General features: G+C 50.5%; 14 protein-coding genes and 1 riboswitch. Of the genes, 7 read left to right on the top strand and 7 right to left on the bottom strand.

Translation table 11 applies throughout. The features are described from left to right. Positions 1-13: 13 nt before the first annotated feature. The gene (locus U0026_RS08265; protein ID WP_062779467.1) at positions 14-1,795 is read right to left on the bottom strand and encodes an adenine deaminase; all 1,782 of its coding nucleotides are present in this window, start codon (positions 1,793-1,795) and stop codon (positions 14-16) included. A 125-nt stretch (positions 1,796-1,920) separates the two neighbouring features. Between U0026_RS08265 and U0026_RS08270 the strand changes: the two genes are divergently transcribed. Next, positions 1,921-2,847, top strand: coding sequence for a LysR family transcriptional regulator (locus tag U0026_RS08270; RefSeq protein WP_062779465.1), 927 nt, complete (start codon positions 1,921-1,923; stop codon positions 2,845-2,847). 379 nt (positions 2,848-3,226) lie between these two features. Here U0026_RS08270 and U0026_RS08275 read toward each other — a convergent pair whose 3' ends face one another. Together U0026_RS08275 and U0026_RS08280 are read right to left on the bottom strand one after the other, a co-directional pair. Continuing rightward, positions 3,227-3,697, bottom strand: coding sequence for a hypothetical protein (locus U0026_RS08275; RefSeq protein ID WP_062779463.1), 471 nt, complete (start codon positions 3,695-3,697; stop codon positions 3,227-3,229). A 397-nt stretch (positions 3,698-4,094) separates the two neighbouring features. Continuing rightward, complete coding sequence (locus U0026_RS08280) at positions 4,095-4,973, bottom strand: YadA C-terminal domain-containing protein (protein WP_062779461.1); 879 nt, start codon at positions 4,971-4,973, stop codon at positions 4,095-4,097. Positions 4,974-5,554: 581 nt separating this feature from the next. Here U0026_RS08280 and U0026_RS08285 point away from each other — a divergent pair. Then, positions 5,555-6,907 carry a sensor domain-containing protein gene (locus U0026_RS08285; protein WP_062779459.1) on the top strand — a complete coding sequence of 451 codons (1,353 nt, stop codon included), beginning with the start codon at positions 5,555-5,557 and terminating at the stop codon, positions 6,905-6,907. A 94-nt stretch (positions 6,908-7,001) separates the two neighbouring features. Here the strand turns inward: U0026_RS08285 and U0026_RS08290 are convergent, their stop codons facing one another. From U0026_RS08290 to U0026_RS08300, 3 genes are all read right to left on the bottom strand, one after another. Further along, positions 7,002-7,352: a hypothetical protein gene (locus U0026_RS08290; protein WP_062779457.1), complete on the bottom strand. Its 351-nt coding sequence runs from the start codon at positions 7,350-7,352 to the stop codon at positions 7,002-7,004. Positions 7,353-7,361: 9 nt separating this feature from the next. Beyond that, entirely contained in the window at positions 7,362-7,589 is a 228-nt protein-coding gene (locus tag U0026_RS08295; RefSeq protein WP_062779455.1) for a hypothetical protein, read from the bottom strand. A gap of 219 nt (positions 7,590-7,808) precedes the next feature. Beyond that, positions 7,809-8,291, bottom strand: a complete 483-nt coding sequence (locus U0026_RS08300) for a hypothetical protein (RefSeq protein WP_126440674.1) — start codon at positions 8,289-8,291, stop codon at positions 7,809-7,811. 263 nt (positions 8,292-8,554) lie between these two features. Between U0026_RS08300 and U0026_RS08305 the strand changes: the two genes are divergently transcribed. Beyond that, positions 8,555-9,252 (top strand): IS1-like element IS1B family transposase gene (locus tag U0026_RS08305; protein WP_241973917.1). Its coding sequence is split into 2 segments (ribosomal slippage): positions 8,555-8,804 and positions 8,804-9,252, totalling 699 coding nucleotides; the frame shifts between segments, so codons are not numbered across the junction. Here U0026_RS08305 and U0026_RS08310 read toward each other — a convergent pair. Further along, on the bottom strand, positions 9,246-9,542 hold the full coding sequence (locus U0026_RS08310; protein ID WP_126440676.1) for a hypothetical protein: 297 nt from the start codon (positions 9,540-9,542) through the stop codon (positions 9,246-9,248). The genes U0026_RS08305 and U0026_RS08310 overlap by 7 nt on opposite strands. Positions 9,543-10,313: 771 nt before the next feature. Further along, a riboswitch (TPP riboswitch) is annotated at positions 10,314-10,410 on the top strand. 33 nt (positions 10,411-10,443) lie between these two features. Between U0026_RS08310 and thiM the strand changes: the two genes are divergently transcribed. From thiM to U0026_RS08330, 4 genes are all read left to right on the top strand, one after another. Next, complete coding sequence (gene thiM / locus U0026_RS08315) at positions 10,444-11,229, top strand: hydroxyethylthiazole kinase (RefSeq protein ID WP_062778710.1); 786 nt, start codon at positions 10,444-10,446, stop codon at positions 11,227-11,229. Then, the gene (gene thiD, locus U0026_RS08320; RefSeq protein ID WP_062778709.1) at positions 11,226-12,026 is read left to right on the top strand and encodes a bifunctional hydroxymethylpyrimidine kinase/phosphomethylpyrimidine kinase; all 801 of its coding nucleotides are present in this window, start codon (positions 11,226-11,228) and stop codon (positions 12,024-12,026) included. The genes thiM and thiD overlap by 4 nt, the downstream gene beginning before the upstream one ends. Before the next feature lie 144 nt (positions 12,027-12,170). Beyond that, a complete protein-coding gene (fbaB, locus tag U0026_RS08325) occupies positions 12,171-13,223 on the top strand; it encodes a class I fructose-bisphosphate aldolase (protein WP_062778707.1) in 1,053 nt (350 codons plus the stop codon). 268 nt (positions 13,224-13,491) lie between these two features. Beyond that, positions 13,492-14,646: a mandelate racemase family protein gene (locus U0026_RS08330; RefSeq protein ID WP_062778706.1), complete on the top strand. Its 1,155-nt coding sequence runs from the start codon at positions 13,492-13,494 to the stop codon at positions 14,644-14,646. Positions 14,647-14,677 lie beyond the last annotated feature (31 nt).

Below are 14,677 nucleotides of genomic sequence, written 5' to 3' on the forward strand. Positions count from 1 at the left end.
GGCGCTCCCATGATTATTGTTGTGCTGTGTGTTGTGACGAAATGACCGGGTCGACAATCTGTCGCGTGGTGCCGTCGGTCAGCCCTAAATCGGTTAAATGCGGCCCGGCGTTACAGGCAAGGCAGGTGCCTTCAATCGCTTTGAATACCCGGTATGGTGGCTCCCAGTCGGCGATTTCGGCGCTAAGATCGCGCAGGTTACGAAATGCGGCGGCAAGCTCTGCTGCGGGCTGGTCGGAGAGCATCCCGGCGATCGGCATCGCCACATGGGCGAGGATCTTGCCGTGTTGCGCCAGCGCCATGCCGCCGCCAGAGGCGATCAACTGATTGGCAGCCTGCGCCATATCATCGGCGTTGCGCCCCAGTACTACCAGGTTGTGCGAGTCGTGCGAGTAGCTGGTGGCAATTGCGCCACGCAGCTCACCCCAGCCTTCCAGCAGCGCAATCTGCGGTTTGGCCCCATGACGACCGTGGCGATGTTTCACCCAGATCAAGCTGAAACCGTCAGGAATTTGTACCTTGCCATGACGGATCTGCACGTCTACTTCACCCCATTGGGTAAAGCGAGCGCCGTGAATATGGCGCAGACGGGCGACGCCATGATGAATGTCGCCCACCCGCAGGGCGAAATCATCCGCACTGAGTGGTTCCAGGCGCAGGGTGTCTCGCGGTGGCGTCACGCCGTTGGCTGCAGCAATCGGTTCGAGCAACTTGCCGTCGCGGGCAATTTGTTTGCCAGCGACATACACGGCGCGTGCCTGAAGTTTGTCCAGCGAATCAAAAACCACAAGATCAGCGCGACGTCCGGCGGCAATCAGCCCCAGATCGTGACGTTGAAGACGAATAGCCGCGTTTAGCGTGGCGAAGCGCAGCACATCGGTGGCTGGCAGACCATGCTCAATCAGCAGGTTGAGCAGGGCGATAATGCCGCCTTTTTCCAGCAGCATGTCTGGCGGTACGTCATCGGTGCAGACGGTAATTTGTGAGGAGAGGTGCGGCAACGTTTTCAGCGCCTTGACGATATCCGGCAACAGGTAAGGATGCGAGCCGCGAATTTCTAGGGTCAGCCCGGCACGCAGTTTTTCCAGCGCATCATCGGCGGAGGTCAATTCGTGATCGGAGGTCACGCCAGCGGCGAGATAGGCTTGCAGGTCGGCGCCGCTCAGACCACGGGCGTGGCCTTCAATCAACTTGCCGCTGTTTAGCCCGGCCTGCACGATTTCCTGCATCCGGCAGCTACCGTGTAGCACACCGTGCATATCCATTACTTCTGCCACGCCGCGAACTTCCGGCCAGCCGAGCATGGTCTCCATTTCGGCACCGGCAAAATCTGCGCCGGACATCTCCAGTCCCGGCGTCGACGGCACGCTGGAAGGCGCGGCAACCATCACCTGCAGCGGTAGATGGCGGCTGGCTTCAATGGCGTAGCGCACGCCTGCCACACCCAGCACGTTAGCCAGTTCATGTGGATCCCAGAATACGGCGGTGGTGCCCTGCGCCAGCACGATTTCTGCGTAGCGCTCAGGCGGCAGGTGTGAGCTTTCTAGGTGAACGTGGGTATCCATGAGTCCTGGCGTGAGAAAAACGCCCGGCAGAGAATGGTGCTCGAGCGCATCATGGCGGCTACCGCGCGGGTGCACGCTGGCGATCATATCGCCCACGATACCCACGTCGGCATCACGGATTTCACCGGTTGCCATATCAACGATACGGGCGTCGGTCAGCAGTAGATCGAACGGGACTTCACCGCGCGCAGCCTGGACGGCACGACGGCGGGTTTCAGCATTGCTGGACATAACAACTCCGGCACAGGGATAATGTGCGCTACTTTAGGGGCAGAGCAAACGGTTGCCCAGATGAAAAAACTTATCACCTGATAACTTCGGCTTATTCTGGGTGAAAGGCACGAGTGAAGCCCATCATGACTGAACCCTGGCAGCGACTGCCTGCGCTCTCGCTTAAACAATTGCAGTATTTTGTCACGCTAGCGCAGCTGCGTCACTTTACCGACACCGCCAATCGGCTGGCGATTAGCCAACCGGCGCTGAGCAGTGCGCTGCGACAAATTGAAACGGTGATCGGCGGCAAGCTGGTTAACCGTACCGCCTCGTCGGTGACGCTAACCGAACTGGGGGCGGCGATTTTGCCTCATGCCCAGCGGGTACTGAGCGTGGCGCAAATGGCCTTTTGCGATATCCAGCAAATTGCGCAGGCGGGCGGCGACGGCACGGTGCGTATTGGGCTGGTGCCATCGGTCAGTTCGCTGCTGTTTCCGCTGCTACCCAATGCGCTGGCCCAGGCGTTTCCGCGTCTGCGCGTCGAGTTTCATGATCGTACTAACGATGCGCTGGCGCGCGATTTGCAATGCGGACAGATTGATTTTGGCGTGGGGGCTATCGACAGTTCGCTACCGGAAGATCTCCAGCTTTTTCCATTGCGCGAAGACCCGCTGGTGGCGGTGCTGCATGTTGACGATCCGTTAGCCGGACAGCCGCATTTGCCGTGGAAACTGCTGGCGGGAAGGGATATTGCGGTATTCTCGAAAGGGAATATTCAGCGTCTGGTCAGCGCGCTGGTGGAAAGCCAGCGGTTGACGCTCAATGCACGCTATCAGGTGGATTATGTTGAAACGCTTTATGGCCTGGTGCGTTCGCGATTAGCTGTGGGGCTCTTGCCACAGCTTTATACTACGCATTTGCAGGACTCGGTTTTACGTGTAGCGCAACTGCAACAGCCCGCGCTTACCCGTACCGTGGCGCTGATGCGCGGTGCGCAGGCGCTGCCGCCGATGATTGAAGCGTGTTTTACGCTGCTGCTTAAGCGGTTGCGTGAGGGGGATGTGCTCTGAGCATTCCCGACGCTGTCCTGGCGTCGGGATAGGCACCTTATAAGGTGATGCGACCTTTCCTCTCTTAGCGAAACCCAAATGTGCTGGCGTTATCATATTTCATCTTTTTACCCTGCTTTGCGGGGTCAGCGCCGAGCGAGTGCGGCGGGGAAACTGGCTGCAGGGCAATCGTTTTGACGACTGTGCCCCAGCGTTAAAAAATATTGCCCGGGATATTTCTCCGCATCTGCATCACGCAGAATTCTTGATGACGATGTCATCGACGCTTTAAGTCAGTGCGCCAGTTATGCGGAGTTTATGACATTATCGCAGCGCTATTTTTTATAGCTCGCGGCGCTGTTTGTGGAAAAGGAGGCGTGAAGCCTCCTTTTCCACAAGGTTATTTCTGAGTGACGGTCAGCATGCCATGATCGCGACCGTGGGTTTTATTCCATGAAGCATCTTCAATACCCTCAGTATTCATGCTGACGGAAATGATGTAACCCGCACCGCGAATTTCATAGAAATTCGCATTGACGCGTTTCACCGTGGCTTTTTTACCGTTGATTGTGGCTTCAAAGAAACCGTTCGATAGCGTGGCCTTTAAGACGTTAGACGATAACGTTGCCTCACGCATCGGGTCAGAGATATGCGCTGCCTGAGCGTGTTGGGTGGCATTTGCGGCATTGGCATAGGCCGCCGCAAGTGATGCGTTATTTATACCCTGTTGCCGATTTTGCTCGGATAAATAGCATGTGTCTTTAGAGATGCCTTGTGCTTCGCATGCTGCCATGCGCTGCGCTGGGGAAGTGCAGCCAGCAAGAAACGTTACGCTAATTAGCGTTGCTAACACCATCAGTTTTGCTTTCATCATTAACCTTATTTATTATTGAACTTATCTATAAACACGAACGATAAAATCTCATTATGGCTGTTGCAAAACAACAGCTCAATTCCGCCACTGCGAATAATATTGTTATTCACAGTTGCTGGAGACTATGGATATAGTGTCGTTATAAATAATAACGCTAAAAATACCTGTCGCGACCAGCGCAATTGAGACGATGGCATAAGCAATAATGAGTTTTATCATCGGCGGTCTATTAGTTACCTTAACTTTTTAATGAAAAATTTCAGTTGAAATATCATCCTTGATTCTTTATTACTAATTTTAAATGTTTTAATAACATCCGCGAAATAGTCAATAATGACTATTGGAATCGGTTATCGCAGATTGATGTCTTAACGTGTCACCCAATCCCTGATTTCTACCATCCGATTGAGGCAGAGGCCGCCATAACTTCGTCACCGTTAGATGTGCCGGAAGCAGACATGGTCGCTGCAATATTCTCAGAGAACTTGTGGCGGTAGCCCATTGCATAACCTTGTGCATCTTTAAAGTTCGCAGCCCCTACCGCGACAGCATTATCGGTATCAACATAATGTAACCCCGCGATTGCCCCCACGCCTGCAATACCTGCGCGGTATTCTTTACGGTCTTCATTTTGCTGCCTTTCAACGGACGAGAAGCGAGCATTATTTTGACTCTCTAAGCGAGTAATGCGTGATTCGTGGTTAGCTAATTTACCGCTATTATCTTTAGCTTGTGTTTGAACGTTGGTGATGTCTGCATCCTGGCGATCTTGATCGGTTTTGAAAGTGGTATTTTCAACTTTTGATGAGAGTGCCTTTCTGTTTTCATTGATATTTTTTGTATTGCCGCCAATTAGTTGGGAATTAGCATCTGCTTTCTTGTCCGCGGTGTCGGCAAGAGCACCAGCTAGTTTCGCTTCTTTATCAACACCGCTAATGACCTGATTTTGGGTATCTTGATCTTGTTGCAATTTGATAATGTCGGAACCATTTTGGGCAACGCCTAGCAAGGCTGTTGTCCCCTTTTTCTCCGCTTGTTGAATGGCGTCGTCACGTAATAAGTTACCCATTTGCAGATGGTAGATTTCAGAGCTTTGATCTGCCCTGGAAGTATCCAAATCGCGGATTTGTGCAAACGTCTGATTGAATACCGTTTCTACATCCCAGCCAGAGGAAAGTTGTACATCTTTAGCATCAATGGTTGCAGTATTACCGATGCTCATTGAACCAAAAAAGACAATGCCAAAAACCAAAGTTGTTTTTACAGATTTCATTTTTATTCTCAATAACAGTTAAATCGCAATGAAAGTGTGTTGAGTTATTAACAACTTTCACTGGAATTAAACTTAACCAGATATATTTTCTTACGCTGACATAACTTCAGCCAGCATTGAATTCAATTTAATAATGGGAAAGATAACGGCGGTGAACTATCAAGGAATGTGATTCTATAAACCTTGATCAAAATCACATTTAGCACGAATGGCTAAAGAGGTCTGACGTGAATAAATTGTGATTACTTTCAGTATTAACTGCATATTATGAATAAAGTGTGATTTTTTCTGGTGAGGTGCTGAGTTGTGTGTCATTAAATTTATTAATGAATTTGGTGTATTTCTGTGTCTTTTAAACGGTGGAGGGCATACTTTCTGTGTTGCCTGTCTATCGAACGTAAACCGGGGATGAGGTGACGCCTGTCGTCCCGTCAAGTGACTCTTTTTCATTGTATATTAGCCCGAACTCGTATTATCTTTAACCACAAGTGCGGAACGTCATGGTGTAGTGTCAACGGGCGACGAGTCTTTATCGTAAATGTAGTCGTCATCACTCTCATATTCAGGCCTTAAAATTCTCTATGGAATCGAATCCTCACGCATCGTTGAGTAGTTTTATCGATCTCATGCTGGACGCTGTCTTTGCGGTCGATGCCCAAGCCAATATCGTTTATGCGAGCGCATCCTGCGAACGGATTTTTGGTTACACACCCAACGAGATAATCGGTAAGAACATGTTTGACATGATGCTGCCCGAAGATCGAGAGTTAACCCGAAACTCGGTGGTGGAAGTCATGGCGGGGCGTCCTCAGTTTCATTTTGAGAATCGCTACGTCCACAAGAATGGTCAGGTCGTCAATATCATGTGGTCTGCCCGTTGGTCGCAAGCCGATCAATTGCGGATTGGCGTTGCGCGTGACATCACCGAACGTAAACGCGCCGAATCGCTACAGTCGGCACTCTATTCTATTTCTGAAGCGGCACATACCGCAGAAGACTTGCTCAAGTTATTCCAGCGCATTCATGAGATCGTCGGTACGCTGCTTCCTGCCGATAACTTTTCGGTCACGCTGTATGACGATACAACTGCCCAACTGAGTTTCCCTTATCATGTTGATGAGTTTCAGGAGACCCCAGCTCCTTTTACCTTAATGGCAGGGACGTTTTACTCAGAAGTAATCCATACCGGTCAACCGCTACTGCTCACGCCTGAAACGATGGATGCCCGTCTGGAGGAGTTACATATCTCATTTGGTATGAACCCATTTTGCTGGCTTGGTGTACCGCTAAAGTCACATAAAGGTACTATCGGCGTGCTGATGGTCAAAAGCTACCCCGGCGGTGTGTGCTACACCGAACAGGATCAGGAGTTACTGCAGTTTGTCTCGACCCAAATCGCGACCGTCATTGAGCGTCAGCAGATGCAGGCTCGGTTGCAGCATATGGCGCAGTATGATCAACTGACCGATCTGCCAAACCGGAACTTATTGTATGACCGTCTGAAAACTTCACTGGCTACCGCACATCAACAACAGGGTCATCTGTCTTTGTTGTATATCGATCTCGATAAGTTTAAACAGGTTAACGACACGCTAGGTCATGGGATTGGTGATTTACTGCTGCAAGAAACTGCCGTACGTTTGAAGTTATGCGTACGTGAATCGGATACCGTTGCGCGCATCGGCGGTGATGAATTCGTGGTGCTGATTCAGGGGAGCCAGGTTTCTGACTATACGGTTGTGGCGATGCAAAAAATTGATGAGGCATTTAACTCAGCTTTTATTCTGCAAGGGCATCATTTGCACATTGTACCGAGTATTGGCATTGCTCGTTATCCGCAACACGGTCAAGACGAGCGTCAGCTTCTCGAATATGCCGATAATGCGATGTATTTTGCCAAAAATGGCAAAGGACCGCGAAATAACAACGACTAATTGGTAATAAGATAGGGGGTGTTTATATCTTCAACAATAATGTGGCGAACTTCCTGCTGATGTAAAAGGCGACAATTAAGCCGCCTTTTTATTATTAGCCTTTCGATAGTTGGGTATTGACTACCGTCTCATCCTTTACTTCAAGAGAAAGCGTATAGCCCTGTTTCTTCCATAAACCGTTATTCGGTAGCCATCCTTTAGAGAGAAGATATTCAGCGCTGGTCGAAATCGGTTTATTCAAAACATGCTCTGCGTCAGCAGCAAACGTTTTTCCTTTGGCATTTTGGGCTTTGGTTTTATGCACATCGCAAGAACCATCAGCTTCAGTGACTTGTGTGCATCCTGAGCGCTCAAGCTGAGCACGATAGCTCGCGCTTATCGCGTGAGCCGGTACAGTGACCACGGATGCTACCAGTACTGCTAATACCGCTATTTTATTTTTCATCGTTCAGCCTTAGTTATGATGTGAGTGCTTTTTAGCATTGAGTTTACGGTTATTTTCAGTATAGGTCTGATAGCGATCGGCGCTAGCGCGGTTATCAGCATGATACTGCTCAAAACAAGCGGTACGGTCAACGCCGTTAGCTTCACACTCATCAAGATACTGTTTTTCAAGGTTACAGCCTGTAAGTGAAATAGAACATACTACAATCGCTATCATCATTAACGTCTTAGTTTTCATTATCAACTCTATAATTATTATTCATCACAATAACCTGCCATATTTAAAGTGGTGTTGTTATATTTAACACTAATAAATATACCAGTTACTACAAGACACAAAGAAACCATTGCGGAAGCAATTATTAATTTTGTCATAGCATCATTAATCAGGAGAGAGGGTAGAGATGAAATCTAATTCTCTTTATACATTCCTGGTATCGGTATAATAAATTCGTTTCTAGTGGAAATGTGAATGTCCGCCAAAACCTTCAGAGTGCGAGTTATCATGTCCGTAACCATGGCCGCCAAACGCGTGCGAATGCGCATTCTCGGCGCCGCGCCCGTTATGACCGTTGGCGTGTGAATTACTTTTATCGTGACTGTTACCGCCTTTTGGCTGGTTGTAATTAAAGGCACTGGTAAAGTTTGTGCTGATCTGCGCATCCGGGTTAGTCGTCGCGATAGCACCTGCGGTTGTGTGAACAGTGATGCCATTAGTGGTGACACTAACAGGTGTTGACGGTTTCATTGAGCTCGCCGCGACATTAATGCTATTACCCGTAGGGTTTTGCTTAGTCCCCGCAACCATTGATACGGGAGTACCAGTAGGATTTTGTTTCACCCCTGATATTTGGCTAACAGGTTTACCAGTAGGGTCATTCTTAATGCCCTGATCCATGGTATTAGGTGCTTTACCTACCGCCGCGGCAGAACTTGCCATTTTAGCCGCCGTGAGGCTAGCTTGTGCTTGCGCAGCAGTATTATCAGCAGCGACAGTATTCGCGCTATGGTAAGCCGTTGTAGCCGTACCTACGACACCCGTTGAGCCCGCCACTGGGGAAGTTGAAAGGTTATTATGGTTAACAGTTGTAGTAACCGAGCCAACAACATTACCCGGTGCGCTACCTGATGTTGTGTTAGACAAATCAGGTGATGCTGCCAACTTACTGATTTAGTGTATGATGGTGTTTTTGAGGTGCTCCAGTGGCTTCTGTTTCTATCAGCTGTCCCTCCTGTTCAGCTACTGACGGGGTGGTGCGTAACGGCAAAAGCACCGCCGGACATCAGCGCTATCTCTGCTCTCACTGCCGTAAAACATGGCAACTGCAGTTCACTTACACCGCTTCTCAACCCGGTACGCACCAGAAAATCATTGATATGGCCATGAATGGCGTTGGATGCCGGGCAACTGCCCGCATTATGGGCGTTGGCCTCAACACGATTTTCCGCCATTTAAAAAACTCAGGCCGCAGTCGGTAACCTCGCGCATACAGCCGGGCAGTGACGTCATCGTCTGCGCGGAAATGGACGAACAGTGGGGATACGTCGGGGCTAAATCGCGCCAGCGCTGGCTGTTTTACGCGTATGACAGGCTCCGGAAGACGGTTGTTGCGCACGTATTCGGTGAACGCACTATGGCGACGCTGGGGCGTCTTATGAGCCTGCTGTCACCCTTTGACGTGGTGATATGGATGACGGATGGCTGGCCGCTGTATGAATCCCGCCTGAAGGGAAAGCTGCACATAATCAGCAAGCGATATACGCAGCGAATTGAGCGGCATAACCTGAATCTGAGGCAGCACCTGGCACGGCTGGGACGGAAGTCGCTGTCGTTCTCAAAATCGGTGGAGCTGCATGACAAAGTCATCGGGCATTATCTGAACATAAAACACTATCAATAAGTTGGAGTCATTACCGACAAATCATTATTATTAACGGTTGCAGTGTTGTTGTGCATGTTTGGTGAAGTACCCACAACAGAGCCTACAGAACTCGCAACTTTAGAGGATAAATCAGAGCGGCTAACGGTAGTACTGTTTGCTGGCGGAGATTGATTATTCTTCGCATCGGTATATGCACGACCAAACGCATAATTAGATGCGGTTGGCGAAGTTAAACCACCGTAAGTATAACCGGCGTGAGCAGAGATAGAAGCCGTCATCACAATGACAGCGATAATTGAGCATTTCATATTTTTTCTCTCGTAATGAATATTAAAAATCTGGATAAATTATTTTTTGAAACCTAAGTATTAGGACGCTAAGTTTTATTTGTGTAACGATGAAATAGTGATCTTTAAGTCAGTCAATGATGGTCACTTTCCGAATTGATATTTTTTATTTTTATGAATTAACTGTCATTTCGGGACAACTTGATGATATTGATCCAAATCACAAATAGCAATAAATGTTAAAGTGGCTAAAAGTTGATATTTGCCATTAATTTTATTATTTACAATGAGATAGTGGTTGTTACTCATGAAGTGGTATATGAAATGCATCTTATGAAAATAGGGCTTATTGTTTCGAGTGAAAGAACTTTCTTTATAGGGTGAAAGCCAATATTGGATATGTTACGCAGCTGTTGTTGAAAATATATAAAATGATCTAAAACAGCGATGTTGTCAGTATTTCGAGAATGGCTGATATTTTTTAACAACGGTGAAACTAAATTTTAAAGAAAGCAAGAAGGGGAGATAAAGCTAACCACTTTCATCTGGTTTTTGTCAGAAAATAATTAACGTTAATTTTAGCGGAATGAATAATAAATAATTCAGATAAATCAGTATAAAGAACATATAACAGATGAGATTGTGAAAGGTATTGAGGTCATCCATGACGTGATTAGCCTTTATCTGTCGCGACACACGCTATGATAAATTGAAAATTCTTGCACCGTGCCCATAGCCCCGGTTACACTAACTATCAACAAATTGTTCTAATTTAACTATTTGTTTTTAAAGTGATTTGACTCGGGGTGCCCTTCTTTGTGAAGGCTGAGAAATACCCGTACCACCTGATCTGGATAATGCCAGCGTAGGGAAGTCAGAGACCGACGGGTCTTGCTTCTTCGCGTTATGGCAGGAGCAAACCATGCAAGCCGACCTGCTAAGCCCCGCGCAGACAATGCGCACTGTACATCTCCTTCATCAACACGCCCCTCTTGTTCACTGTATGACTAACGACGTCGTACAAACCTTTACCGCAAATGTTCTGCTGGCGCTCGGCGCATCCCCTGCGATGGTGATTGATGCCAGTGAAGCCGCGCAGTTTTCTGCTATTGCCAGCGCGCTGTTAATTAACGTCGGTACGTTAACCCAGTCGCGTGCGCAGGCGATGCGGGCGGCGGTTGAGAGCGCTAATCGTGCCAATACGCCATGGACGCTTGATCCGGTCGCGGTAGGGGCATTGACTCTGCGCCACGAATTCTGTCTCGACCTGCTGAAACTTCACCCGGCGGCCATTCGCGGCAATGCCTCTGAGATTATGGCGCTGGCGGGCGTCAGTGCCGGTGGACGCGGGGTGGATACCACCGATACCGCTGCGGAAGCCCTTCCAGCAGCACAGTCGCTGGCACGAGTGAGTGGGGCGATTGTGGCGGTGACCGGCGAGGTGGATTACATCACCGACGGGCAGCGGACGCTGGCGGTACAAGGTGGGGATCCGCTGATGACGCGTGTGGTGGGCACGGGCTGTGCATTGTCTGCCGTGGTCTCCGCGAGTTGTGCCTTACCGGGCGACCGTCTCGAAAAAGTCGCTGGAGCTTGCGCGCTGATGAAATTCGCCGGACAACAGGCCGCTCACGGTCGTGGGCCGGGGAGTTTTGTACCCGCTTTCCTTGATGCGCTGTACGCGATGAAAGGCGAGGTGAGCGCATGAAACGGATTAACGCATTGACCATCGCCGGAACCGATCCTAGCGGCGGCGCGGGCATTCAGGCTGACCTCAAAACCTTCTCCGCGCTGGGCGCCTATGGCTGCTCGGTAATCACCGCGCTAGTGGCGCAGAATACGCGAGGCGTGCAATCGGTCTATCGTATAGAACCCGATTTTGTTGCCGCCCAACTGGATTCCGTGTTTAGCGATGTTCGTATTGATACCACTAAAATCGGCATGCTGGCGGAGACGGATATTGTGGAGGCGGTTGCCGAAAGGCTCCAGCGTTATGGTATTCAGAATGTGGTTCTGGACACGGTAATGCTGGCGAAAAGTGGTGACCCGCTACTCTCCACATCGGCGGTAGAAACCTTGCGGCAACACCTGTTGCCACGCGTGTCGTTGATTACGCCAAATCTGCCGGAAGCCGCAGCGTTGCTGGATGCGCCTCATGCCTGTAATGAACGCGAAATGCTCGAACAGGGGCGAGCGCTGCGGGCGCTGGGCTGTGAAGCGGTGCTGATGAAGGGCGGACATCTCGACGATGCCGAAAGCCCGGACTGGCTGTTTACCGCGGAGGGTGAAATACGCTTTACCGCGCCGCGGGTAGTCACTAAAAATACCCACGGTACAGGCTGCACGCTATCGGCGGCGCTGGCAGCATTAAGGCCACGGCATAACAGCTGGCAAGAGACGGTCCCACTCGCTAAAGCCTGGCTCTCGCGGGCATTGGCGCAGGCTGATTCGCTGGAAGTCGGCGAAGGTATCGGCCCGGTGCACCACTTCCATGAATGGTGGTAACTGGCACGGACACGTGCCAGTGGGCTGTGCTTAAAATCAGCCAAAAGTTGGACATTCCTTGCCCCCGGTACCAAGCTTAACCTGCTCAAAAAATTGAGCAGGATATCCAGCCGACATGATGTCGGCGCTTACGGGAGCATCACTATGACTGATATTGCGCAGTTGCTTGGCAAAGACGCCGACAGCCTTTTACAGCATCGTTGTATGACCATTCCGGCCGACCAACTCTATTTGCCCGGCCATGATTACGTTGACAGGGTAATGGTGGACAACAACCGTCCGCCTGCCGTGCTACGAAACATGCAGACCCTTTATAATCACGGGCGTTTGGGCGGCACCGGCTACTTGTCTATTTTACCGGTGGACCAGGGCGTTGAGCATTCCGCTGGGGCCTCGTTTGCGGCAAACCCACTCTATTTTGATCCAAAGAACATTGTCGAACTGGCGATTGAGGCGGGCTGTAACTGTGTTGCCTCTACCTATGGCGTACTGGCCTCCGTTTCCCGCCGTTACGCGCACCGCATTCCGTTCCTCGTTAAACTTAACCACAACGAAACCCTAAGCTACCCGACACAATACGACCAGACGCTGTACGCCAGCGTCGAGCAGGCATTCAATATGGGTGCGGTCGCCGTGGGTGCCACTATCTATTTCGGCTCGGAAGAGTCGCGACGTCAGATTGAAGAGATTTCTGCCGCCTTTGAGCGTGCGCACGAATTAGGTCTGGTCACCGTACTGTGGGCCTATCTGCGTAACCCGGCGTTTAAGAAAGACGGCGTGGATTACCATGTTTCTGCCGATTTGACCGGACAGGCTAACCATCTGGCGGCGACCATCGGTGCCGATATCGTGAAGCAGAAAATGGCGGAAAATAACGGTGGCTATAAGGCGGTTAACTTTGGCTATACCGATGACCGCGTGTACACCAAACTGACCACCGATAACCCGATTGACCTGGTGCGTTACCAGCTGGCGAATTGCTACATGGGGCGCGCAGGGCTGATTAACTCCGGCGGCGCGGCAGGTGGTGAAACCGATCTGGCCGATGCGGTGCGCACTGCGGTAATCAACAAACGTGCGGGCGGGATGGGGCTGATTCTTGGCCGCAAAGCGTTTAAAAAATCGATGGCCGACGGCGTTGAACTGATTAATGCCGTTCAAGACGTCTATCTCGATACCAAAATCACCTTCGCATAATTTTTAGCCTCCTTTCCCGTCCGGGAAGGGGGGCCGATCCTCCTCACACTTCATCCCCCTTTTGTGAAAACCATCACGCCTTGTTGTGCGCATGCACAAAAAACAGACCAGTCTTAGCGGAGTTTGTCCGTGGAAGCGATGCTATTTTGTGCTTAGATTAGTCATGAAACGCCTTTTCAATTCCCTAAAACCGTTTTATCACAGCGGTGTTGGACACAGGATTGTGGTGCAGAAAGCGCCATTTCGAATGTTGTACTAAGGACACATAATGAAAATTGAATCTGTAAATGTCACCGTCTTCCAGCATCCTACGCGCCGTGTCTCCGATAGCGCAGGACACTCTCATCCAGGGCCTGAAAGCATGGCCAAAATGGCGATGCTGACGATTACCGCAGACGACGGCAGCAAGGGCTACTCCTTTGCACCACCGGAAATTGTGCGTCCGTTTGTGGTGAACACTTTCTTTCGCAAAGTGCTGGTGGGCCAGGACCCGTTTGACCGCGAACGTATCTGGCAGGATCTGGTGCACTGGCAGCGTGGCAGCGCACATCAACTGACTGAACGCGCGCTGTCGTTCGTTGAACAGGCGTTGTGGGATCTGATTGGGCGTAAGCTCAATGTTCCGGTCTATAAGCTGCTCGGTGGCTATCGCGACAAAGTCCCCGCTTACGGCAGCACCATGTGTGGCGATGATTTAAAAGGCGGCTTATCGACGCCGGAAGAATATGCAGCATTCTCTGAAACGCTGGTGGCACGCGGCTATAAAGCCATTAAATTGCATACCTGGATGCCGCCGGTCTCATTTGCGCCAAACCCAAAAATGGATATCAAAGCTTGCGCCGCCGTACGTGAAGCGGTGGGCCCAGATATCGACCTGATGATTGACGGCTATCACTGGTACAGCCGTACTGAAGCGCTGTGGATTGGTAAAGAGCTGGAAAAACTCAATTTCGCCTGGTTTGAAGAGCCGATGGAAGAAGACAGCATGTCGTCCTACGCCTGGCTTGCGGAAAACCTGTCCATTCCCATCATTGGGCCGGAAAGCTTTGGCGGCAAGCACCACAGCCGCGCGGACTGGGTGAAAGCTGGTGCGTGTGACATTCTACGCGCGGGCGCAAACGGCGTGGGCGGCATTGGGCCAACCATGAAGGTCGCCGCGCTAGCAGAGTCGTTTGGCATGGACTGCGAAGTTCACGGCAACGGCGCGGCAAGCCTGGCGGCAGTAGGCGCGATTCGTAACTGTCGCTGGTACGAGCGTGGCCTGCTGCATCCGTTCCTCGACTACGACCAGCCAGCCGCATACCTCAACAGCATTATCGACCCGATGGATGCCGACGGGTTTGTGCATTTGTCACAGCGTCCGGGATTGGGCGAAGACATCAATTTTGACTATATCGAAGCCAATACCGTCAGCCACGACTGACACATAATAAATGCCGGATAAGCGAAGCGCC

The sequence above is a fragment of the Kluyvera intermedia genome (assembly GCF_034424175.1).
In the GTDB taxonomy this organism is placed as follows: domain Bacteria; phylum Pseudomonadota; class Gammaproteobacteria; order Enterobacterales; family Enterobacteriaceae; genus Kluyvera; species Kluyvera intermedia.

What these genes read in the sequence shown, in the direction of transcription:
- U0026_RS08280 (WP_062779461.1), bottom strand. Translation starts at nt 4,973, where the DNA reads ATGAAATCTGTAAAAACAACTTTGGTTTTTGGCATTGTCTTTTTTGGT.
- U0026_RS08285 (WP_062779459.1), top strand. Translation starts at nt 5,555, where the DNA reads ATGGAATCGAATCCTCACGCATCGTTGAGTAGTTTTATCGATCTCATG.
- U0026_RS08300 (WP_126440674.1), bottom strand. Translation starts at nt 8,291, where the DNA reads ATGGCAAGTTCTGCCGCGGCGGTAGGTAAAGCACCTAATACCATGGAT.
- U0026_RS08330 (WP_062778706.1), top strand. Translation starts at nt 13,492, where the DNA reads ATGAAAATTGAATCTGTAAATGTCACCGTCTTCCAGCATCCTACGCGC.
- U0026_RS08270 (WP_062779465.1), top strand. Translation starts at nt 1,921, where the DNA reads ATGACTGAACCCTGGCAGCGACTGCCTGCGCTCTCGCTTAAACAATTG.
- U0026_RS08275 (WP_062779463.1), bottom strand. Translation starts at nt 3,697, where the DNA reads ATGAAAGCAAAACTGATGGTGTTAGCAACGCTAATTAGCGTAACGTTT.
- U0026_RS08295 (WP_062779455.1), bottom strand. Translation starts at nt 7,589, where the DNA reads ATGAAAACTAAGACGTTAATGATGATAGCGATTGTAGTATGTTCTATT.
- fbaB (WP_062778707.1), top strand. Translation starts at nt 12,171, where the DNA reads ATGACTGATATTGCGCAGTTGCTTGGCAAAGACGCCGACAGCCTTTTA.
- U0026_RS08265 (WP_062779467.1), bottom strand. Translation starts at nt 1,795, where the DNA reads ATGTCCAGCAATGCTGAAACCCGCCGTCGTGCCGTCCAGGCTGCGCGC.
- thiD (WP_062778709.1), top strand. Translation starts at nt 11,226, where the DNA reads ATGAAACGGATTAACGCATTGACCATCGCCGGAACCGATCCTAGCGGC.
- U0026_RS08310 (WP_126440676.1), bottom strand. Translation starts at nt 9,542, where the DNA reads ATGAAATGCTCAATTATCGCTGTCATTGTGATGACGGCTTCTATCTCT.
- U0026_RS08290 (WP_062779457.1), bottom strand. Translation starts at nt 7,352, where the DNA reads ATGAAAAATAAAATAGCGGTATTAGCAGTACTGGTAGCATCCGTGGTC.
- thiM (WP_062778710.1), top strand. Translation starts at nt 10,444, where the DNA reads ATGCAAGCCGACCTGCTAAGCCCCGCGCAGACAATGCGCACTGTACAT.